The following is a 23,960-nucleotide window of genomic DNA, read 5'->3' as shown; positions in this document are numbered from 1 at the left end:
AGATTATCTTTAGTAAATAGTTAAGTAACCCAATGCTGGAATAGCGCCAAATAAGACAAGAGCTAACAGAATTTTCTCACTTAAAAGCAGCGGTTTTTTATCTTTATATTGTTTGCGTGTATATAAAAACATCAGAATACCTGGTGCATACAGAACAACAGAGAGTAATAAATTAATAACACCTGATGCATAAAGTAACCATAAACCATATAAACTTGCCGGTATGGCAATTAACAATAAAGCACGACTACTGCGAGCAATTGCTACTTTAAATAAAAATGCACCTACGAGGAAGTAAGGAACCAGGATCATCTCTGATGCAATAGTCAGTAATGTGTTGTAGTTACTTCCTGTCAGCCAAATTAAAACTAAAGAGAATTGAACGGCACAATTGGTAAACCATAACGAAGCTGAAGGAGCATCATTTTTATTCTGTTTCCCTAATTGTTTCGGGAAAGAGTGATGTAGTGCTGCAATATACGGTACTTCCGCGGCCATAATTGTCCAGCTTAAATAAGCACCACATACAGAAAGAATAAGGCCTGCTGCAATAATTATCTCGCCCATGTTACCAATAAGTTGAACAAGTAGTGGTGCCATTGATGGGTTTTTCATCACCGCCAATTCTGCTTGGGTAACTAAACCTTGTGATAACAAAGTTACAAGAATATAGATAATCAATGCGATGACAACGGCAAGTACTGTTGCTAAACCAACATCACGACGGTTTTTAGCTCTTGCGGAAACAACAACTGCGCCTTCAATACCAATAAATACCCACAGCGTGATCAGCATGGTATTTTTGACTTGATCCCAAACTGGGACACCTAGATTTACACCTTTAAAATCAAGGGTAAATATATCCATATTGAAAGCTAATAGGGCGACAATAACAAATAATCCTAAAGGAAGTAGCTTTGCCATTGTTGCCATTAAATTAATACTGGCTGCAGTTTGAACACCCCGTAGAACAAGAAAATGAACAACCCAAAGTAAGATTGACTCACCAATTAATGCTTGCCATGTATTTCCATCACCAAAAATGACGTTCTCTTGTGTGTCTGTAAAAAAACTAAAGGCAGCAAAGACAATAACAAGATAAGAAACGTTAGCAACGACAGCACAAACCCAATAACCCCATGCTGAACAAAAACCAATGAACTCACCAAATCCTTCTTTTGCATAGGTAAAAATACCACCATCAAGATCAGGCCGAAGGCGAGAGAGGAGTAATAAAGATGTAGCAAGAAAGAGGATACCAATGCCTGTTATCACCCAGCCAATAATCAATGCGGCAGGGCTGGCAACTTCGGCCATATTTTGAGGCAAACTGAATACACCTGCACCAACCATTGAGCTTAATACTAATGCGGTGAGTGATATTAAGCCAAGTTTCTTATTCAAGGATAATTACCTACATGATTAAAATTGTAAATAAATAGCGTATTTTCTTGTTTTTTGGTCAGTAAATAGAATAAATATGAATCTATCAAATTTAAATAAAGATAAAAACACTAAAAAACAGCGAGATTTTACGGAGAGTTGACTTGGTTGTCTATGCATTAAATCATAAAAATTATTCACTTTTACAAAAATAATGTCTGATTGATTAAATTTTGCATAAAAAAAACCTTGCATCTGCAAGGTTTTTATCAATAGGAAATTTTTTTATTACTTGAATAGGTCTGCTGTAATAGTGACTGTACCGCCATCACTTTGCCACTCATTGGTAATATGGTAATACTTAGCGCCTTTTGCTGCTGCACGCTTAGCAACCTGATACGAGATTTCTGGTGAGTTTACAAAGTATCCACTAAAAGTAATGGTATCAAAAGGATCCATTAATGCAGCAGCTGCTTTGTTAACTTCTTGAATTTCAGTGCCATCTGGTAAAGTTACAGTGTAACGACCACTTGCACCAGAACTTTGCGTTTCAGCAAAGGTACCTACGCTTCTATCAAAATCAGTGTTTGATGCAAGACCTGGTTTCTCAACTTTATTGGCAGCGGCTCCGCCTTCTGCAATAAGTGCGCGACCGGCATCAGAATCATAAGGAACAACCGCTTCTGGTGCTTGAATAGCGCGTTTAGGTGCATCTTTTTTGTAGATATAAGCTGTAACTTCTTGGTTACCACCATCATTTATCGATACATTACGTACAATAAAGAATGATGCTGCACCTTTTTTGGCTGCTGCTTTTGCAATTGCGTCGTTAATATCAGGGGTTGTAGGGAAATAACCGCGGATAGAAACTGTATCAAATGGTTGTAGCAGAATTGCTTCAGGTTTTGGTAGCTCTTTCACGCCATGAAAAACGCGATAGCTTTCTTGCTCTGCTTTTGGTGCATCTTTATGGTATAGGTCCGCAGTAACACTCATGTTGCCGCTATCACTAATATCATCTAGGCCTTGAATATAGAAACTATCAGCACCGACTTTATCCGCACGACGAGATACCGCATCAGCGGCTTCATAAATAGCGTTAAAACGACCGATAACTGTAATTCTTTCAAATGGTTTTAGTTCTGCAGCTTGTTCGGGTGTTAATTCCTGAGCAGCCTGCGCAACAGTGATATTAGTTAAAGACAACATCGCTGCTGCGATGACTGAGGTTTTCAGCTTCATACAAAATCCTTCCGCCTTGCGCAATTAATATTGGTCATGTGCTGAACGTCGTGGTTTATCACATAGGGATTAATTATTACATGTAATAATAGCATTTGTCGCATTATTTTATTTAGCGAATTACCACAGAGTCAAATGACCAGTATATGTTACCAGATATTTACCTGAATATAGTGAATAATTCATAAATATGCCTTTTCGACTAAAATGATCCAATTAAGTTCAATTTTAGCTTTACACAGATATAGATTATTGGTTTTATTTTCAGTAGGTTATTAGAGCTCCGATTAATGACATGCATATTATTATTTTTAACATTTTTTTTGCATGAATGTGAAGTTAACGGAGAAATTTTAACAGATCTCTATGGATAAGAAGGGAAAATTATGCGAATTGGTATACCCAAAGAGCGACTTTCTAATGAAACAAGGGTTGCAGCTACACCAGCTACAGTGACTCAACTCATAAAATTAGGATTTACAGTCGCAGTTGAAAATGGTGCAGGTATTGCCTCAAGCTTCGAAGATAAAGCTTATCAGGAAGCCGGTGCCGAGATCCTCGCTCTTCAAAATGTTTGGGAATCAGACATTATTTTGAAGGTAAATGCACCGCTGGATAATGAAATAGCGTTGCTACAAGATGGTGCAACACTGGTGAGTTTTATTTGGCCTGCTCAAAATGCGACATTGCTTGAAAAGTTAGCTGAAAAGAATATTAACGTTATGGCAATGGATAGTGTACCACGTATTTCTCGTGCACAATCTCTTGATGCGTTGAGTTCAATGGCAAACATTGCAGGTTATCGCGCCGTTGTAGAAGCAGCCCATGAATTCGGAAGATTCTTTACTGGGCAAATTACTGCGGCAGGTAAAGTACCACCAGCTAAAGTGATGGTTATTGGCGCAGGTGTTGCGGGCCTTGCTGCAATTGGTGCGGCAGGAAGCCTCGGTGCAATTGTTCGTGCATTTGATACTCGTCCTGAAGTGAAAGAACAAGTTCAAAGCATGGGGGCTGAGTTCCTTGAGCTTGATTTTAAAGAAGAAGCAGGCAGTGGTGATGGCTACGCTAAGGTAATGTCAAAAGCATTTATTGATGCTGAAATGGCATTATTTGCAGAACAGGCAAAAGATGTTGATATCATCATTACAACGGCATTAATTCCAGGAAAACCCGCTCCTCGTTTAATTACGAAAGAGATGGTCGATTCGATGAAGCCGGGAAGCGTTGTAGTTGATCTTGCAGCTCAAAATGGAGGTAACTGCGAATATACCGTGCCTAATGAAGTCTTTACGACAGAACATGGCGTAAAAATCATTGGTTACACTGATTTAGCCGCTCGTTTACCTGCACAGTCATCTCAGCTTTATGGCACTAACTTAGTTAATCTACTGAAATTATTGTGTAAAGAAAAAGACGGTAACATCAATATCGATTTTGATGATGTTGTTATTCGTGGCGTGACCGTTATTCGTGCTGGTGAAGTAACATGGCCTGCGCCACAAATTCAAGTTTCAGCACAACCTAAAGCAGCTCCTGCTGCAAAGCCACAAGAAAAACCCGTTGCTAAACCAGTTTCACCTTGGAAAAAATACAGTTTATTAGCGATAGTTTTCTTATTGTTTGCATGGCTTGCAAATGTTGCACCGAAAGAGTTTTTATCTCACTTTACGGTATTCGCACTTTCTTGTGTTGTAGGTTATTACGTTGTTTGGAATGTAAGTCATTCATTGCATACACCATTAATGTCAGTTACAAACGCAATTTCAGGCATTATCGTCGTCGGTGCTTTACTCCAAATTGGTAGTGGTGGCTGGGTTAGCCTATTTTCGTTTATCGCAATATTGATTGCGAGTATTAATATTTTTGGTGGGTTTACTGTTACTCAACGTATGTTGAAAATGTTCCGTAAAGGATAAGGGAGACAATTATGTCCAGCGGAGTTGTTACAGCGGCATATATTGTCGCCGCAATATTATTTATTTTCAGCCTTGCCGGCTTATCAAAGCATGAAACCTCTAAACAAGGTAACTACTTTGGTATTGCTGGGATGGCAATTGCTCTGTTCGCAACCATTTTCGGGCCTTATGCTGGTAATGTGGGTTGGATCATTATTGCAATGGTAATCGGTGCTGTTATTGGTATTCGTTTAGCTAAAAAAGTCGAAATGACTCAGATGCCAGAATTGGTCGCAATTTTGCACAGTTTTGTAGGTTTAGCGGCGGTTTTAGTCGGTTTTAACAGTTATCTTGACCACAATACAGCAATGGACCCTGTAATGGTGAATATTCACCTAACAGAAGTCTTTTTAGGGATCTTCATTGGTGCCGTTACATTTACGGGTTCAATTGTTGCTTATGGTAAATTAAGTGGAAAAATGTCATCTAAACCGATGATGTTACCTAATCGCCATAAATTAAATCTTGCAGCTTTAGTTGTTTCTTTCTTATTGATGGTTTGGTTTGTTAAAACTGACAGTGTCGGTTTACAAGTTTTCTTAATCATCGTAATGACTGTGATTGCCTTAGCGTTTGGTTGGCATTTAGTTGCATCAATTGGTGGCGCGGATATGCCAGTTGTTGTTTCAATGCTGAACTCTTACTCTGGATGGGCAGCTGCTGCTGCGGGCTTTATGTTAAGTAATGACCTGTTGATTGTAACAGGTGCATTAGTGGGTTCTTCAGGTGCAATCCTTTCTTATATTATGTGTAAGGCGATGAATCGCTCTTTTATTAGCGTAATAGCTGGCGGATTTGGTACTGATGGCTCAGCTTCAACAGAAGAAGGTGAAATGGGTGAGTACCGCGAAACAACGGCTGAAGAAGTAGCTGATATGCTGAAAAACTCCACATCAGTTATTATCACTCCAGGTTACGGGTTGGCGGTTGCTCAAGCACAATATCCTGTACATGATATTACTGAAAAATTACGCCAACGTGGTGTGAAAGTGCGTTTTGGTATTCACCCAGTAGCAGGGCGTTTACCGGGCCATATGAATGTGTTGTTAGCAGAAGCCAAAGTACCTTATGACGTTGTATTAGAAATGGATGAGATTAATGATGATTTCTCTGACACTGATACGGTTTTAGTAATTGGTGCTAACGATACAGTAAACCCAGCAGCACAAGATGATCCAAACAGCCCAATTGCAGGTATGCCAGTATTAGAGGTGTGGAAAGCGCAGAATGTTATTGTGTTTAAACGCTCAATGAATACAGGTTATGCCGGGGTTCAAAATCCGCTGTTTTTTAAAGAGAATACACAAATGTTGTTTGGTGATGCTAAAGCCAGTGTGGATGCAATTTTAAAAGCGCTGTAATAGATACAAATAGTGAATAGTAAAAAGCCAGTCAAAAATCGACTGGCTTTTTTAATGGATACTTTAACAATTAATCGTGATCGCTATCAACAGTAATAGGGCAAGTAAAACCATCCGGTTTTATTGCTAACAAATCACACTTAATATGATCAATAAGTTGTTCTGCTGTATTTCCTAAGAATGCAGCAGATAGGCCTGTTCTTCCTAATATACCTAAAACAACAATCCCAGCATTTAACTCTTCACAAACTTGAGGGATCACTTGTTCTGGCAATCCTTCTTTAACATGTGTTTTCTCTTCTGGGATACTGAATTTCTGGCGCAGCTCTTTCATCGCAATAAGATGCTGACCACGTAATGCATTGTTATAAAGATTTGGATCAAAATCAGGTAACTCAATCGCAATATTGATAGGTGCAACAGGGTAGGCGCTAAGTAAATGGACATCAGGATCTTTTTGTATGCGATGAGATAAATCGGTTGTTAGCTCAATCAGTTTTAGATTAAGCGCGTCATGATAAGATTCTTCATTTGATAAATTCGCGGCGACAACGATGGTACCGTATTCAGGCCATTCTTTATCTTTGACCATCCAAACAGGGCAAGGGCATTTTCTCAGCAATTGCCAATCAAGCGGGGTAAAAATAAGCGAACCTAATTTATCATGTTGGTGAGCCATTTTAATCAGTAAGTCATGTTGATGTGCAACGACTTCTTCAATAATTGCTTCATAAGGGCGATTATGCCAAATGACTTTGATATCAATCTCTATACCGGCTTCAAGGTAATAGCGTGCTTGTTGTTTTATCCAAGCCGCCTTTTGGCTGATAACACCTTTGCGCATTGCATTGCGTTCATCGGGAGATAAAAGGGTTGTCATGTCATAAGAGAGATCATAAACAGGTAGAAAAGCTTTTATCCGCCCACCATTACGCTGAACGATATAGACAGCACGACGAAGTGCTGGTTGGTCATCTTGGTTAGGATCAATGACAACGAGAAGGTTTTGATATTTTTCCATTGTAATATCCTCTTTAGGGCTGGATTTATCCATCTACAATTTAAAGATAACCCAAGAAGATAAAATGCAATAGCATAAAATAGAAAACGGGGCACAAATTTGCGTGCCCCGTTATAAAATTAGTATGTGAAATGTAACAGATTAAACTTCAACTGATGAAGGAAGCTTGCCTGCAAGTTCACTTAACAGTGTACTATCTTCGATAGTAATGTATTTGCCTTTAACGCTTAACATGCCACTTTTCTGGAAGCGACCAAGTAAGCGGCTAATCGTTTCAACGGTTAAACCCAAGTAATTACCGATATCACCACGAGTCATGGTTAAACGGAATTCACGAGGAGAAAAACCACGCTGTGCGAAACGGCGAGAGAGGTTATAAATAAAAGCAGCCAGACGCTCTTCTGCATTCTTTTTCGAAAGCAGTAAGATCATTTCTTGGTCACCTTTGATTTCACCACTCATTAGGCGCATCATTTGTTGACGTAAGTTAGGCATTTTGCCTGACAGGTCATCCAAAGTTTCGAATGGAATTTCACAAACCATAGACGTTTCTAAAGCTTGTGCGAAACTTGGGTGTTCAGTATTAATAATGGCGTCAAAGCCAACCAAATCACCAGCAAGATGAAATCCTGTTATTTGTTCGTCGCCTTCTTCCGTAATGGTATAACTTTTAATTGTACCGGAACGTATGGCATAAAGTGATTTCAGCTCATCACCTGCTTTAAACAAGGTTTGACCTTTTTGGATGGGCTTTTTACGCTCGATAATATTATCGAGTTGATCAAGCTCATGCTCGTTTAAAGTAAACGGGATGCAGAGCTGGCTAATACTGCAATCCTGACAATGGATTGCACAACCGCCAGATTGGATTCGGCGAACGACGCGTTTTTCTGGGATCATAAGCTTGCTCATTACAAATAAAAATATTGATATGCGTCAATTTTAACACATATTGCAGTAATTAGTAAGGGGAATAACGATACGTGTAGAAATAATTCTGAATGTAACAAAACATGTATCTTGATAAAAACAATGTTTTGCTTAAAGGTCTATTTAGAACAATTTGCGCTAACCCTATACTCAATTGGTATATTATTCGATTTTCTAACGAAGTCATAGTGCTATTACTAAATTATCCTTGTCAAAAGCCAAAAATGAAGAGGCGCTTCAATATTTTCTATCTTTATATTGACATTTTATTTACGGCTTTACCTTAAATTCGTGTTTTTTTTGCATAACTCTTTATTTTTATAACAAAAAATTAGGTAAAGTTAACTAGATGTATTTTTGATACAACTTAATGCTACCTTGAATTAGCTTTTCCTTATAAAAAGTGGAGGATCTGCAAAGAAGTGCGAAATATTGAAACATTCTATTACCTCTTTAGTGGTATTGATGTGCATCAATGAGGGTTTACCACTATATCCTATCATTTTTACTGATGAGAGTTGTTATGTGAGAATGATAATCTAATGAAAAAAATAGAAAAAAGTGAGAAAAACAAAGGGATGATGTCACTAAGTCGTCGCCACTTTGTTCAAACGAGTGCTGCATTAGTTACGGTGCCATTTTTCGCACGAAATGCACAAGCTAATGTAGATGAAAGTTTGTCTATTGCAAAAATGGACGGAAACCCAGCTACCGTTGTAGCAACATGTAGTACTTTTGACTGTGGTGGTAAGTGCGATATTCGCGCCCATATAAAAGAAGGGATTGTCACTCGGATAACAACAAGACCTGATAATGAACTCGATGAATCAATGCCTATTATGAGAGCGTGCGTGCGCGGCAGAGGTTATCGTAAATTTTCTTATCATGCAGACAGACTAAAATACCCAATGAAACGCGTGGGTAAACGTGGTGAAGGTAAATTTGAACGCATTTCATGGGATGAAGCCACAACACTTATTGCAGAAAATATTACACGTTTAACCGAAAAATATGGTGCAGCAAGCCGTTTCTTAACCGTCAATACCGCTGTAACAGGAGGGATCTTCTCTGGCGATACCATGATGAAGAAACTCTTCAATTTAACAGGTGGATACTTACCTTATTATCACTCTGTTAGTTTAGGGAATACGGTCAAAGTGACCCCTTATACTTACGGTATATCTAAAACAGGCAGTTCACTCGATACACTTGAAGATACGCCACTAGTGATTTTATGGGGTCATAACCCTAATGAAACCATTTTTGGTCATACAAACCATTATTTTCAAAAAATGAAAAATAAGGGGACCAAGTTTATTGTGGTCGATCCTCGTTATTCAGATACGGCTCAATCTCTTGCTGACCAATGGATACCTCTTTTACCAACAACAGATAATGCTTTAATGGATGCAATGATGTATGTCATTGTTACCGAAAACCTTCATGACAAGCCTTTTATTGATAAATATGTTGTTGGTTTTGATGAAGAACATATGCCAGAAGGTGTTCCTGCTAATGAGTCCTTAGTGGCTTATTTAACGGGGCAAAAAGATGGAATAGAAAAAACGCCTGAATGGGCAGAGAAAATCACGCGAGTACCCGCAAATACCATTCGTCAACTGGCACGCGAATACGCCATGACAAAACCAGCAGCCCTAATTCAAGGCTGGGGCCCTCAACGCCATATTTGTGGTGAGCGTAGTGCTCGTGGTTCAACATTACTCGCTGCAATTACTGGGAATGTGGGTAAAAAAGGGGCATGGGCGGCAGGTTACGGCGGTATTGGTAATCGTCAATCTATGCGTGGGCCGAATGTTGGGAAGAACCCAATTAAAGCGCAAATTTCCATCATGAATTGGATGCAAGCGGTTGATGATGCAAGCCAAGTACGTGTTGAAGATGGTCTTTTAGGTGTTGATAAACTCGATACCAATATCAAAATGATATTTTCTTTAGCAGGTAACTATTTAGTTAACCAAAACCCAGATGTAAATGCGGCAGCTAAATTATTAGCTGATGATTCAAAAGTTGAATTTATTGTTGCTAGTGACTTATATCTCTCTCCATCTGCAAAATATGCCGATCTAGTTTTACCTGAAACCAGTTTTCTAGAACGTTGGAACATTGGTAATACTTGGGGAACGGGTAACTATTTTCTTCTATCTGAAAAAGTGGTTGAGCCGGCTTTTGAACGTCGTTCTGATTATGAGTGGATAACAGACGTTGCAGAAAAAATGGGAGTAAAAGAAGCGTTTACTGAAGGTCGAAGTGAAAAAGAGTGGATAGCACATCTTGTTGATACTAATAAAGAGCGTTTCAAAGATAGACCTGACTTCCCTAATTTTGAAGAACTAGTAAAAACACGCCGTTATCTTTTCAAAGATGAACCTTTTGTTGCCTTTGAAGAAAATATTAATGACTTTGCAAATAATCCATTCCCAACGCCATCAGGAAAAATTGAAATTTTTTCTAAGCGTCTTTATGACATGAATAATCCGGATATTCCGGCTTTATCTCATTATGTACCTGCTATTGAAGGCCCTGAAGATAAGTTAACAGCAAAATATCCATTGCAAATGCTAACTTGGAAAGGGAAAAATCGTGCAAATTCAATACAATATGTAAATCCTTGGTTACAAGAAGCACAACGCCAAGAAGCATGGATAAATCCAATTGATGCTGAAAATAGAGGTATCAAAAATGGCGATATGGTGCGCATCTATAACGATAGAGGAATAACTCAAATCCCAGCATTGGTTACACAACGCATTATTCCTGGTGTAGTGGGATTGCAAGCCGGTGCATGGTGGACACCTGATGAAAATGGTGTTGATCATGGTGGATGTCCTAATGTTTTAACATCAACACGAATGACACCATTAGCCCATGGTAACTCGCATTTAACCGTTTTAGTTGAGGTAGCCAAAGCATGAGTGACTTTAAAGAATATGCATCGGTGAGTGATGAACAGCTCGGTTTCTTTATTGATTCCTCTCGTTGCTCTGGTTGCAAAGCTTGCCAAGTGGCATGCAAAGACAAAAATAACTTGGAAGTAGGACGCCGTTTTCGCCGTATTTATGAAGTAAAAGGTGGTGGTTTTGCACCAACAGGACAAGGCGGTCTGGTTAATAATGTTTTTGCTTATACATTAACCATATCTTGTAACCACTGTGATTCACCTGTCTGTGTGAAAAACTGCCCAACTACCGCAATGCATAAGCGTGAAGGTGATGGCATTGTTCGTGTGGATACCTCTAAATGTGTCGGTTGTGGATATTGTGCTTGGTCATGTCCTTACGGTGCACCACAAATGAATGAAGAAACCGGGCAAATGTCAAAATGCGATTTTTGTATCGATTTGTTAGCCGAAGGCAAAAATCCAATTTGTGTTGATACCTGTCCGTTAAATGCAATTAAGTTTGGCAAAATTAAAGATCTAAGAGCGAAGTATGGGCATTTAAACCAAGTTCAAGGATTACCCGATTTTACGATGACCAATCCGAATTTAGTTATCAAACCTCATACCGGAGCGACGAAAAAGGGAGGAGTTAAAGCATGAGTGAATGGCCATTAGTTACCTTTACTTTGTTCGTCCAAAGTTCTGTGGGTGTGACAATTTTTACCGCACTTTATTTTTGCTGGCTAGAAAAAGAAATTGGTAATCAAAGAGCAACTGTTGCTATGCGTCCTGTATTATTAACAGCCGCTATTTTAGGTTGCTTAGGATTATTAGCTTCAACTTTACACATGGGATATCCATGGAATGCTTTTCATGCATTACGCCATATATCTTCATCATGGCTAAGTCGTGAAATCATATTTGCTGCAGTTTATCTTGGTGCATTATGCCTTTATACCTTAATTATTTTGATAAAAGGGCATATGAATAGAACCATACTGGCAATTATTGGTTTACTTGGCATTATCGATATATTCTGTATGGCATCATTGTATTACAACACCTCAATGCTGACATGGATGCACGCAAATACCTATTTTATGTTTATAGGGGCATTATTTGCAGCGGGTGCGGTTATTGCACTATCAATAACAGCGTTTCGTGTTAAAGCATTTGTGAATGGTGAATTAGCAAAAAAGGTTGTAATAAGTGCATTAGTCGTTGTTTTCCTTGCGGTAACAATACGTATGGCTGTACAGCCGTTCTATTTGGAATGGATGTCAGCAGTCATTTCAACAAATGATGCAATAACGTTCCCTCATACGCCTATCATTGCGTATAATGAAACATTCGGATTAAGAATATTTGCATGGCTTATGTCAGTTTTTGGTATTTTAATGATGGGATACAGCGTATGGAAATATCGCAATGCTGTATTTACTTCAGGATTGCGCATGGTTTTAGCGAGTAGCGCAATAATACTGATTGCAGAAATTCTTAATCGTTTTGCATTCTTTATTGTTAAGTAGTGGAGTAGTGATGTATGAGGCGTTTTATTAAGGTGGATCTTCCTCCTGAACCAATTATTAATGATAAATGTGTTAGAAAACGCCTCAAACAAAGCCTATGTGATAGTTGCTCCAAAGTTTGCCCTGTGGGCGCTATCACTTTTGCTCACTTAGATGTAAGAATAGACAATGAACTCTGTTTTCAATGTGGTAATTGCCTATTTACTTGTCCCGTTGATGCGATAGAAAATATCGCACCTCATGAAAGAACACATCAAGATAATTACCTTGTTGTTAATCATGATGAACCGTTAGCAAGTACAGAAGAATTGTTAGTGTGGCATCGCCAATATCAAATTAGAGGGATGAAGATAGCACAGCCTTTAGTGGATAAATGGCTTCCTGTTTTAGCAAACTTAAATCTTCAATTAAAAACGTTACAAGAGCCTATTTGGCAATTGGTTATCACAGAACCTACTGATATTGATAGTGGGCGTCGCTTTATGCTTTTTCGTCAAAAACTGGATGAGAAGCCACTCAATAAAAATCAAGTAAGAACAGGATTAAATGCAAGAAAACAACTTTATCCTGAAGACAGTTGGTTTCAAATTCAGCTAGATAAAGACAGTTGTATTCTTTGTTCTGCCTGTGCCAAAGTGTGTGATGAAGGAGCTATTGAACTTGAAAATAATATATTTACACTTGATGAAAAGCGCTGTACAGGTTGCATGAGTTGTGAAGTAGTTTGTTTTCCTAAATCTATTCATGTTAATGAACAAGTTGCTAAAAATAACGAACCCACACACTATCATTATTATAATGCTCACTGTGAAAAATGCCGTTTAGCTTTTTTATCATGGACGCCAGAAGCAAAATTGTGCCCGATTTGCATACAACATCAGAAGCAAGGTTGGTTATAATCTCTCTCAAATACACTTAAGTTATTTATTGCTTCATAAGCCAATACCCTGATTAAAATCAGAAATAGGGTGTTGATTTTTCTTATTTATCATTAAATTCCGAGTGTGGCTAAATAAAATGGGAGCATATGATGAAAACAACTGTTTTACCTGCAAATATGTTAGAAATTGCCATCACAGAGCCAGGTGATATAGATAAATTACAACCTCAATTATCACCGATACCTCCACTTCCCCCACATTATCTTTTGATCAAAGTTGGCGCTTCTGGTGTTAATCGCCCTGATATTTTTCAACGTCAAGGTAGTTATCCGCCACCAGCTGATGCTTCACCTATTCCTGGTCTTGAAGTTGCTGGAGAAGTTATCGCATTAGGTGAAAACTGCACTAAATGGCAACTGGGAGATAGAGTTTGTGCTTTAGTTGCTGGTGGTGGTTATGCTCAATATTGTATTGCGCATGAAGACATCGCACTACCGTCAATGAATTTAACGGATATTGAAGCAGCCGCATTGCCCGAGAATTTTTTTACTGTCTGGGCTAATTTATTCCAGTTAGGAAAACTAACACAAGGTGAATCTGTTCTTATTCATGGCGGAACCTCGGGAATTGGTTCAACAGCCATAATGCTGGCTCATACAATAGGTGCGACAGTTTATACAACGGTTGGCTCTGAAGAAAAAGCGGCCGTAGCTCGTGATCTTGGCGCTGATTATATCATTAACTACAAACAAGTTGATTTTGCTAAAGAAATTCCTATTTTAACTGAAGGGAAAGGCATTGATGTCATCCTTGATATTATTGGTGGGGATTACGTAGAAAAGAATTATCAAGTTGCCGGCAAATTTGGGCGAGTTATACAAGTGGGCATGATGAAAGGAATGCCTAAAAATTTAAATATGATGCCAATGATGATTAAGCGTTTAATTCACACTGGTTCAACGATGCGATCCCGTTCAATAGAAGAAAAGGCACAAATAGCGCAAGAACTAAAACAACAAGTGTGGCCACTTATTGCTGAAGGGAAAATTAAGCCCATCATTAATGCTACTTTCCCATTAAAAGAAGTGGGAAAAGCACATCAACTAATGGAGTCTGGTGATTTAATTGGTAAAGTGATGCTTGAAATTTTACCTTATAACAAAAAAGAGTAAAAATAAGAGCAATTAAAACTTATTTGATATAAGAGTAAGAAATTATTTCCTTTCCTAAAAAGCGAATATTCCGAAAAACACATGTTCAATATTTCATGTGTTTTTTTATATATTGAAGAAAAAATGAATTACATTTAAATAAATAAACTCCTATTTTAGATAAGTAATTTGACATCTATTCTTTATAATAGATATTAAGCGATAGAATTATTCATTGATTCTAATTAGGGTAGGTTTAAGTATTGACCTTAGCAAAAATAATATCATATTTACAGAAATATAACTTAAATCAAAATTGATAATAAGTTAAAGAAACTAACAAATAAAGCTAAATCATTTATCCTCAAAGTGTCAGTTACTTAAATTAAATTGGGAAAATATTAACTAATATCAATAAAATAAAGAGGATTCTTACTCATCATGTAGTATATCATTTGAATAAAGGTTAATTATTAACGATCAGTAAACATAATTCTCATTAAAACAGATAATAAAAATTTATATATAGGTGCGATGATGGCAAATTACAAACAAACCTGTCTGAGTGCTACAGAGCGTGTATACCATACCCGAACCGTTGATACCCTTACATGTTATCATCGAGAGATGGCAAAAATATTAATGAATAGTGAGTATTCTTTTCCTAAAGAAAATAAAGTGAAAAGAAATAATAGCGAGAGTTTAGACGCTAAAATAAAAAGTAATACTATTGAAAAAAAAGCAGTAGATAATGCTTATGAATGTATTTTAGAGACTTTAAAACAGCAAAATAGTTATAGTCAATCTGATATTGAACCTTATTTTTCCCATCATCAGTCACAAGTGATGCAATTGGCGAAATTCGGCTACCTTTCTGCATTAGTTTATAATTCAGATAATGTTTTTAATAACTATTCACCCTTATTAAAAGAACAAGAAAAGAAAATTACAGATGATCTCTGTAGGTTGATTGGTTTTTCATCCGAAGATGCATTTGGTCATATCACAACAAGCCATACTCTTGCTTGCTATGAAATATTATGGGCGCTCAGAAATTTAAAAACATTACCTATGGCAGTTGCTCGCCACCCAAAATCACGAGATTTGGTTGCAGATAAAAAAGCATTTGAGTTATTCAATATGCCTGTCACAGATATTTTAGCAATAAGCGAACAACTCAATGATCGTGGGATTTTTGATGATGTTAGTCATTTAACATGCCGAGGAACGGGCATGACAAAAACAATGCATTTAGGAAAACTACTTGTTCCTGTATCTCGGTTTGAATTTTGGAAAAAAGCAATGGATATCCTAGGGTTAGGGTATGACAACCTTATTGCATTGCCTATTGATGAAACATTTAAAACTGATATTGAAAAAACACGCAGTATTGTTTTTCGTCTGATTGAACAAGGTGAGCCCATTCTTGGCGTTATAGGAATATTGGGTGCACCGTCTTATGGTTGTGTTGATAAGTTAAAGCCACTTTTTGAACTAAGAAAAGAGTGCGAAGAAAAATACAACAATTCATTTTATATCCATATTGATGCGTCTCAATTTGGCTATATGAAAAGCTTATTTCTTGATGATAACTACGATCTTATCCCTTATCAGATTCTGTGTAAGAAATTAAAAAAAGAAGCACCATTACTTGAGTTGACACCCGAAATATATGAAAGTATCGCACAACTTTCTCTCGCTGATTCAGTCTCTTTTGAACCGTTTCAAGCTGGGTTTTCACCATATCCTACGGGTGTTGTATGTATTAAAGATGCGCGTATTAGTCGTTTTTTAACAAATCCTCCTAGATTATGCCCAGAGCAAGCGGATGATGTTCCTAAAATTGATGGTATTCAATCCGCACCAGCAGTAGCGTCGATGTGGAGTGTGCATCAACTCTATCCTTTTACTTCATCTGGATATGGAAAATATGCACAAATTCAATGGGAAACGCGCGTCAAACTTGAGCAGTTTTTTAATCAAGCAACGGCTTTCGAAAAAGAAGGTGAGCACTATTATATTCGTGTTTTATCTGCATCTGATTTTAATAAATTAAATTTTGCGATTGTAAGAAAAGGAAATAAGGATTTAGAAACGCAAAATGACCTTAATAAAACAATCTATGAAAACTTGGTTATAAAAAGTCATCATAAACAAGATTTAAGTTTGTTAACGCTTTGTGCTCGCAATAGTGATAATGCACCAGCACAGTTTTGTTCTGAGTGCAATTTTGATAACAATGAGTGGGAAACTATCAAACACTTAAATTTGTTACAGTTGACTATAAAAAGTACTGAAACCTGTGATGAACAACAAATTGAGGCTGGATATCAATATATTAAGAAAGTGGTTTTATCAGCATTAGATAATAAGTAGCGATATCTCGTTTTTGTTATATTTCCTACAATTAAAATAAATTTTGTTAAAAAGCGAAGTAGTGAGGTTATTACTCATTATCTTCGCTTTTTTTAAATAGCGATAAGTGACAGTGTCACTTATTTTGTTCTAAGGATGGTTAATTGTTTCGTATGAATTTTAAGCTAACAATATCTGTTTTTATTCTTCTCTATTAATTACCTTCTTTTATTTTCACTGATAGCACATAAAAGCAAGCTAGAGAATGAGAATCATTCATAATTGAGTCAGTGATTTTAAAGTTTAATCATAAATAAATCATATTGTTAGTGAAAGAATCGATTTAGATATGTATTTAGATATATCTAAAACTTGATCATTTAGATATATCGGATTATATTACATTACATAAATTCGATATATCTAAAACAATGAGGGAATATTTATGATGATTCGAGCATTAAACTCACTTTATCAACAGCGTGCTGAAAATGGCGAACGTGGTGGTCATGGACATGGCCACGGAAAAGGGCGTTGTGGTGGTAAAGGTAAACATAGCCAACACCAAGAACATCATGGTGAACATTGTTGTCATGGCGAACATGGCCATGGGCACGAAGAACGTGGTGAATGCTGCCATGGAGAACACGGTCATGAACATGAAGGTCGTGGAGAATGTCGTCATGGCGAACATGGTCATGGACACGAAGGACGTGGTGAATGCTGCCATGGAGAACATGGTCCTGAAGGGCGCGGTAAACAACGTGGTCGTGGATGTGGTAGCAGAGGAAAAGGTCAAGGTCGCCAATTAAAACGTATGTTTGATCACGGTGATTTACGAGTTCTGTTACTTAGCATGATCTCGAAAAAACCAAGTCATGGTTATGAAATTATTAAAGAAATAGATGAGGCTTCTTCAGGATTATATGTACCTAGCCCAGGCGTTATTTATCCAACGCTAACACTACTTGAAGAGCAAGATCTATTACTTGCTACGATTGCTGAAAAAGGCCGTAAAAACTACAGCATTACACCTGAGGGTGCTGCATTTTTAGCAGAACATCAGGAAATAGATACCAATATTCAAAGAAAACTGGCTTACGCAAGAGATTTATCTCAAAACACAGGTGGTGTTTCTGAGGAAATTGAATCTGCTGTTGGTAAATTAAAAGCAGTTTTACGCCATAAATTAGTGTTAAAAGAGCTCTCTGTGGAAAGAGCAGGACGTATTGCTTCTATTCTTAATGAAGCAGTTGAGAAAATTGAAGCTATTAATGAGGCATTGATCTCAGAGGAAAGGGAAGATGAATAAAACAGATACTCAGCTACAAAATTCAAGAAGAAATAATAAAATAGACAAAGATGATTTGGAGAATAATCCAGCAGTAAAAGAACAAATTTGCCCTAAAATGCCAGTTTCTTACTTTCGTAGAGCGTTACGTAAACCTGGCAGAATATGATAATGATGGACGGAGGTTATAATGATATGACCTCTGTCAGTTCTTCTCCTTTCTCATTTTATTTATTCTCCTTCCACCGTATTAGCTTACCCTTATAGCAAGGTGTCTAAATGATAGAAGCTAATAACACCGTTATAAAATTATTCTCTTCAGATCTTAACTCTCTTTTGCTTAGTTTAAACCTTACTTAATAAATCACTTTATTTCCTTTCTATATTCCCATTTTTGATGGTCATTTGTGTCTTTTTTCTTAGGTTATTGTACCAATATCAAAAAAATCACAAATGATTGTGGAAATGTTCCATGTTAACGATTATTTTATTTAGGCTAGTGAACCCATTAAAAAATTTGAAAACTTAAACCAGAGATATGCTGAAATAACAATAAATTAAATACCAAATCAAAATAATAAATGTTTGTAAGTACTTAAACGAGAATAAGTACCTCAGTTCAAACATAGCCTTACTTATGATACTGAAAGTTAATCAGTAAAAATAATGGCAAGGTAATGAAGATATGGGTTTATTTATTGTTAAGAATAGAAATAACGATGCGAATAACCGATTGATATTTATATAATATTATCGAATAAAAATAACAATACGCTCATTAGATAGAACAATCAATTAACCAAATCGATTGTTCTGTATTTGCCGTACCTGTTGAACCAACATTTGCTAATTTAGGAATATTCAAATGAAAGTAAAAGCATTATCTGTTGTGATAAGTTTAATACTCGCTACGCCATTTTGCTCAAACGCACAAACTGACATAAGTGCAATAGAAGCAAGGTTAAATAGCCTTGAACAACGTGCAGCCGCCGCGGAGGCTAGAGCCACCGCAGCAGAACAAAAAGCGGCTCGCCTTGAGCAATTAATTAATTCCAACAGCTTATCTCAAGAAAAGAAAGCAATGAATCATGTTACAACCGCCAACATGGAGCAACGCATTGCTATATTAGAAATGCAATCTGATGAGGCACAAGCAAAAGTAAACATTGCACAAACTCAACTTAATGAAATCCAACAAAAACAATCCTCTCAGTTTGCTAGTACGAAAAATAAAGAAGGTACAGGTTTTTTCTCTACCAATACAAATTGGGGTGATCTCAAATTGTACGGTGACGTGGAATATAATATCGATGCTGCTAGTAAGAAAGGGCAACTAACATCGATGAGAATGATGCCTGGTAATCAAAAAAATTTTGATGATAATGAAAAATGGTCACTTAACGGGCGTATTTTAATTGGTGTGGATGGTGAACGAGAATTAAAAAACGGTAATTATGCTGGTTTTCGTGCTCAGCCAATGGCTGACATGACGGGTAAAATGAATCTAGATGATGCTGTTTTCTACTTTGGTCAACGTGATAAATGGCAATATAAAATAGGTCGTTATGAAGCTTACGACATGTTCCCACTAAATCAAGATACATTTGTTGAGTATTCAGGTAATACAGCAAATGATTTATATGGTGACGGTTTTGGCTATATCTATATGATGAAAGAAGGGCGAGGTCGTAGTAGTGATGGTGGTAGCATGATGGTTAATACACGCTATAACGACTGGTATTTTGAGCTAAATGCTTTAGTTGAAGATGGAACTTCTGTTTTCAAAGATGGTGAGTATCACGGGCGTAAACTTGATAATCGTAAAAATGTTATTTATATGCGACCTGTTGTTGCATGGCAAAAAGATAACTTAACAATTGCAGGTGCTATAGACGCAAACGTAATAAGTAAAGCCTATGGCTATGATGATGAAAATGGAAAATTTCAAGATCAATCGCGACGTACAGGTTATGGCTTAACTGTAAAATGGGACACTTTAGCTGATGATCCTATTAACGGTATTGTTGCAAATTTAAGTGCTGCTTATCTTGATGCTAAAGGTGAAAATGATTTTTCTATTGGTAGTAATGTCTTATGGCACAAATTTCAACTTGGTTATATTTATGCTCATAATGATATCAAAGCTTACTATCAAAAAAGCGAAAATAGCAGTGGTCAAAATGATACCTATTTAACGCTCAATCCTGGCAAGTACAATATCAACACTGTATTTACTTCTTATGAATTACCAAATATTTTAGATATGGATAATTTTAAAACCTATTTAGGTGCTTATTATTCGCGTATAGATGGTAAAGGCGATATTAATGTACATAGTAGTGATAAAGATCGTTACGGTGCCCGTATCCGCTTTAAATATCTATTTTAACCTTGCCTTTATACTCAAAGTTAGCGATTAGCTTCATATATAAAGACTTCAAAACATTAGTTGGAGTCTTTTTTCTTATATAATGTATATAGTCATTAAATCTATTAACTAGATTTATTTTTTGAACTTACCACTCTTTACTTTCTGAACCTTGATTATTTCTAGTTGTGAGACCTCTCGAATTTTTGAATTTTTCTTAATTAGGTAACTGATTTTACGGGTACTTTTGTTTTATTTCCTGCCATAATCGATTTAACGTTTACAGACGCTTAAACAGCGTATTAAGTACGAATGATATTTATCAGGAAATAATTCAATGTCTTTCTATATACAAAGCAGCAATTCAAATAACGATAAAACCTATAAGAAAAGTAGAACAAAAATACCATTAATAGGCTTAGCCTTAATTCCTTCATTTGTATTTGCTAATGACCTTTCTCAATTGCCACAAAAAGAACGCGTAGCTTACTTTACTCAGGCTCAGCAAGCAGGGATAACAGGTGTTGCAATTAAAACCAAGCCTGTCCTAGCAAGACCAGCCAAAGAAGGTGAGATTATCACCACAATAATTAAAGGAGAAGGGGTTGAAACCGTTTCAGAACCAGCAAAAGTAGGTGATTGGGTAGTACAAAACATTTGCCCAGAAACAGGTAATGAGGAGATCTTAGTAAGAAAAACAAAATTTGCTCAGCGTTACAATCCCACAGAGAAAAGTGAAATTAATCAAGCATCTTATCCTAATGGTTATCAGCCTTTTCCCCCCAAAGGCATTGAGATGAATTACTTTATCGTTCCTGACTCTGCACCTCCATTTGCAATGAAGGCACCTTGGGGAGAATTACAACGTTTTCAATCGGGTGATGCTGTTGTGCAATCCACAACAGATAGCCAAGATGTTTATCGTATTCAAAAAGCAGCATTTGAATGTACTTATACTATTCTTAAACCTGCTAAATTAGCGAAATAATATTTAATTTACCTATGATGATGGATATTAATTTTATAATTCATTAGGTTATGATTTTTCTGTTACTGAGGATAAAGATATTAAACAAAGAATAGGCTAATAGAAAGTAGGCATAATTTACTTGTTGTACATTTGCTTTAATAGCTACATTTCGTTAACCTACCTCTATCAATTTCTTCAACTCATTAGGTAAAACCTATTGAACTGATAGCAGGAATGTATTAGCTATTCTCAAGTGGAATAGGTACATTAGACCCATACCAAACAGGAGGAAATACAATGTCTTTAATTAATACCCCAATCAAACCATTCAAAAACATGGCATTTAAAGACGGTCAATTCGTAGAAGTGACTGAAAAGGACGTCGAAGGCAAATGGAGCGTTTTCTTCTTTTACCCTGCAGACTTCACTTTCGTGTGCCCAACTGAATTAGGTGACTTAGCTGATCATTATGCTGAGTTCCAAAAAATGGGCGTAGAAATTTACTCAGTTTCTACTGACACACATTTTACCCATAAAGCATGGCACAGCAGCTCAGAAACTATCGGTAAAATCAAATATGGCATGATTGGCGACCCAACTGGCGCATTAACTCGTAACTTCGAAAATATGCGTGAGAATGAAGGCCTTGCTGACCGTGGTACTTTTGTTGTTGACCCACAAGGTATCATCCAAGCAATTGAAATCACAGCTGAAGGTATTGGCCGTGATGCATCAGACCTGCTGCGTAAAGTTAAAGCTGCTCAGTATGTAGCTAGCCACCCAGGTGAAGTTTGCCCAGCAAAATGGAAAGAAGGTGATGCAACCTTAGCTCCATCACTGGATTTAGTTGGCAAAATCTAAATAAGAATTAAGCCACTAAAAAGTTATTTATCGGGTGTTTCGGCACCCGATTTTATTGAGGGTGCAAAAATGTTAGATAATAATTTAAAAGCTCAATTGAAAGCTTATTTAGAACGATTAACCCAGCCAGTTGAGTTAGTAGCAACATTAGACGACAGTAAACATTCTGCTGATATCCAAGCGTTACTAAAAGAAATCGAACCATTATCCGATAAAGTCACTTATCGTGAAGATAATAACGCTAATGTACGTAAACCATCTTTTCTTATTACCAACCCAGGGAAAGAAACCGGGGTTCGCTTTGCGGGCTCGCCATTAGGTCATGAATTTACTTCATTGGTTTTAGCATTATTGCAAACCGGTGGTCACCCATCAAAAGAAGCACAAGAATTACTTGAACAAATTCGTCAGTTAGACGGTGAGTTTCATTTCGAAACCTATTATTCGCTCTCTTGTCATAACTGCCCTGATGTTGTTCAGGCATTAAACTTAATGGCGATTTTAAATCCGAAGATCACACATACTGCGATTGACGGAGGCATGTTCCAAAATGAAATTCAGGAACGTAATATCATGGGCGTTCCTGCTGTATTCTTAAATGGTAACGAATTTGGTCAAGGTCGCATGACCTTAGCTGAAATTGTTAATAAAGTAGACAGCAATGCAGAAAAACGTACTGCGGAATTATTAAATCAAAAAGATGCATTTGATGTATTGATTGTGGGTAGTGGCCCTGCTGGTGCATCAGCTGCTGTTTATTCTGCTCGTAAAGGTTTAAATACAGGTCTTATTGGTGAACGTTTTGGTGGCCAAGTTCTTGATACTGTTGATATTGAAAACTATATCTCAGTACCGAAAACCGAAGGTGCAAAACTTGCTGGTGCATTAAAAGCTCATGTTGATGATTATCAAGTGGATGTAATTGATAGCCAAACTGTTAGTCGTTTAATTCCGGGTGCATCAGAAGGGGAATTACACCAAATTGAAACTGCGTCAGGTGCAATTTTAAAAACCCGTAGCTTAATTATTGCAACTGGTGCTCGCTGGAGAAATATGAATGTTCCCGGTGAAAATGAATATCGCACTCGTGGTGTAACTTATTGCCCACACTGTGACGGCCCACTGTTTAAAGGCAAAAGAGTTGCTGTTATTGGTGGTGGTAACTCAGGTGTTGAAGCTGCAATTGACTTAGCTGGCTTAGTTGAACACGTAACAGTATTAGAATTTGCTCCAGAAATGAGAGCAGATGCTGTATTACAGAAAAAATTACGTAGCTTAGGCAATGTAGAAGTTATCTTAAATGCGCAAACCACAGAAGTGTATGGTGATGGCACTAAGTTAACAGGTCTAAAATATAAAGATCGTACTAATGATTCTATGCACGATATTGCATTAGCAGGTATTTTCGTTCAAATCGGTTTATTACCTAATACACAGTGGTTAGAAGGTACTGTTGAGCGTAATAAGATGGGCGAAATTGTTGTTGATGCCCGAGGCGAAACTAATATCAAAGGTGTATTTGCTGCCGGTGACTGTACAACAGTTCCTTATAAGCAAATCATTATCGCCGCCGGTGAAGGTGCTAAAGCCTCATTAAGCGCATTTGATTACTTGATTCGCACAACTGCAAAATAAGTAAATCAAAGATAATCAATAAGTTATAGAGAAAGGCATCTTTTTTAAGATGCTTTTTTTGTACATAAGTTATTAGCTAATTAGATACTGATACAACTAAAGAAAGTAATATTCGATTCACCAATGAA

General features: G+C 37.1%; 18 protein-coding genes. 14 read left to right on the top strand and 4 right to left on the bottom strand.

Annotated features, from left to right (window positions below; genetic code table 11):
* Window positions 1–9 precede the first annotated feature (9 nt).
* Window positions 10–1,404, bottom strand: a complete 1,395-nt coding sequence (locus tag DK857_RS12485) for a basic amino acid/polyamine antiporter (RefSeq protein WP_109393804.1) — start codon at window positions 1,402–1,404, stop codon at window positions 10–12.
* Between the two features lie 267 nt (window positions 1,405–1,671).
* Window positions 1,672–2,625 (bottom strand): DUF1471 family protein YdgH, encoded by a 954-nt coding sequence (ydgH, locus tag DK857_RS12480; protein ID WP_109402339.1) that lies wholly within the window; start codon window positions 2,623–2,625, stop codon window positions 1,672–1,674.
* A 386-nt stretch (window positions 2,626–3,011) separates the two neighbouring features.
* Here ydgH and pntA point away from each other — a divergent pair, with 386 nt between their 5' ends.
* Together pntA and pntB are read left to right on the top strand one after the other, a co-directional pair.
* On the top strand, window positions 3,012–4,541 hold the full coding sequence (gene pntA / locus DK857_RS12475; protein ID WP_109402338.1) for a Re/Si-specific NAD(P)(+) transhydrogenase subunit alpha: 1,530 nt from the start codon (window positions 3,012–3,014) through the stop codon (window positions 4,539–4,541).
* Between the two features lie 11 nt (window positions 4,542–4,552).
* Window positions 4,553–5,941: a Re/Si-specific NAD(P)(+) transhydrogenase subunit beta gene (gene pntB / locus DK857_RS12470; RefSeq protein WP_098942712.1), complete on the top strand. Its 1,389-nt coding sequence runs from the start codon at window positions 4,553–4,555 to the stop codon at window positions 5,939–5,941.
* A gap of 70 nt (window positions 5,942–6,011) precedes the next feature.
* On the opposite strand, the gene uspE is transcribed toward pntB, so the two are convergent.
* Both uspE and DK857_RS12460 read right to left on the bottom strand, forming a co-directional pair.
* Window positions 6,012–6,962: a universal stress protein UspE gene (uspE, locus tag DK857_RS12465; protein ID WP_109372272.1), complete on the bottom strand. Its 951-nt coding sequence runs from the start codon at window positions 6,960–6,962 to the stop codon at window positions 6,012–6,014.
* Between the two features lie 141 nt (window positions 6,963–7,103).
* Window positions 7,104–7,862, bottom strand: coding sequence for an FNR family transcription factor (locus tag DK857_RS12460; RefSeq protein WP_036912995.1), 759 nt, complete (start codon window positions 7,860–7,862; stop codon window positions 7,104–7,106).
* Window positions 7,863–8,434: 572 nt separating this feature from the next.
* On the opposite strand from DK857_RS12460, the gene DK857_RS12455 reads away from it, so the two are divergent.
* The 12 genes from DK857_RS12455 to ahpF all read left to right on the top strand — a co-directional run bounded on the left by DK857_RS12455 (window position 8,435) and on the right by ahpF (window position 23,832).
* On the top strand, window positions 8,435–10,825 hold the full coding sequence (locus DK857_RS12455; RefSeq protein WP_109402337.1) for a DMSO/selenate family reductase complex A subunit: 2,391 nt from the start codon (window positions 8,435–8,437) through the stop codon (window positions 10,823–10,825).
* On the top strand, window positions 10,822–11,451 hold the full coding sequence (locus tag DK857_RS12450; protein ID WP_075673640.1) for a DMSO/selenate family reductase complex B subunit: 630 nt from the start codon (window positions 10,822–10,824) through the stop codon (window positions 11,449–11,451). The genes DK857_RS12455 and DK857_RS12450 overlap by 4 nt, the downstream gene beginning before the upstream one ends.
* Window positions 11,448–12,320 (top strand): dimethyl sulfoxide reductase anchor subunit family protein, encoded by an 873-nt coding sequence (locus tag DK857_RS12445; RefSeq protein ID WP_109393800.1) that lies wholly within the window; start codon window positions 11,448–11,450, stop codon window positions 12,318–12,320. Before DK857_RS12450 ends, DK857_RS12445 begins: the two co-directional genes overlap by 4 nt.
* A 14-nt stretch (window positions 12,321–12,334) precedes the next feature.
* Window positions 12,335–13,219 carry a 4Fe-4S binding protein gene (locus DK857_RS12440; protein ID WP_109402336.1) on the top strand — a complete coding sequence of 295 codons (885 nt, stop codon included), beginning with the start codon at window positions 12,335–12,337 and terminating at the stop codon, window positions 13,217–13,219.
* Between the two features lie 128 nt (window positions 13,220–13,347).
* Window positions 13,348–14,373, top strand: coding sequence for an NAD(P)H-quinone oxidoreductase (locus tag DK857_RS12435; RefSeq protein WP_109402335.1), 1,026 nt, complete (start codon window positions 13,348–13,350; stop codon window positions 14,371–14,373).
* 516 nt (window positions 14,374–14,889) lie between these two features.
* Complete coding sequence (locus tag DK857_RS12430; RefSeq protein WP_109402334.1) at window positions 14,890–16,728, top strand: tyrosine decarboxylase; 1,839 nt, start codon at window positions 14,890–14,892, stop codon at window positions 16,726–16,728.
* A 424-nt stretch (window positions 16,729–17,152) separates the two neighbouring features.
* On the top strand, window positions 17,153–18,019 hold the full coding sequence (locus DK857_RS12425; RefSeq protein WP_109402333.1) for a PadR family transcriptional regulator: 867 nt from the start codon (window positions 17,153–17,155) through the stop codon (window positions 18,017–18,019).
* Entirely contained in the window at window positions 18,012–18,167 is a 156-nt protein-coding gene (locus DK857_RS19260) for a hypothetical protein (RefSeq protein ID WP_167392444.1), read from the top strand. The genes DK857_RS12425 and DK857_RS19260 overlap by 8 nt, the downstream gene beginning before the upstream one ends.
* Before the next feature lie 696 nt (window positions 18,168–18,863).
* On the top strand, window positions 18,864–20,387 hold the full coding sequence (locus DK857_RS12420; protein ID WP_109402332.1) for a carbohydrate porin: 1,524 nt from the start codon (window positions 18,864–18,866) through the stop codon (window positions 20,385–20,387).
* Between the two features lie 316 nt (window positions 20,388–20,703).
* The gene (locus DK857_RS12415) at window positions 20,704–21,354 is read left to right on the top strand and encodes a hypothetical protein (protein WP_227003165.1); all 651 of its coding nucleotides are present in this window, start codon (window positions 20,704–20,706) and stop codon (window positions 21,352–21,354) included.
* 279 nt (window positions 21,355–21,633) lie between these two features.
* Window positions 21,634–22,197: an alkyl hydroperoxide reductase subunit C gene (gene ahpC / locus DK857_RS12410; RefSeq protein WP_006536680.1), complete on the top strand. Its 564-nt coding sequence runs from the start codon at window positions 21,634–21,636 to the stop codon at window positions 22,195–22,197.
* Window positions 22,198–22,266: 69 nt separating this feature from the next.
* Entirely contained in the window at window positions 22,267–23,832 is a 1,566-nt protein-coding gene (gene ahpF / locus DK857_RS12405; RefSeq protein ID WP_109402331.1) for an alkyl hydroperoxide reductase subunit F, read from the top strand.
* Window positions 23,833–23,960: the final 128 nt, after the last annotated feature.

This window comes from Proteus terrae, assembly GCF_003144325.1.
Classification (GTDB): Bacteria; Pseudomonadota; Gammaproteobacteria; order Enterobacterales; family Enterobacteriaceae; genus Proteus; species Proteus terrae.
This window is presented reverse-complemented; position numbering and strand designations above follow the sequence as displayed.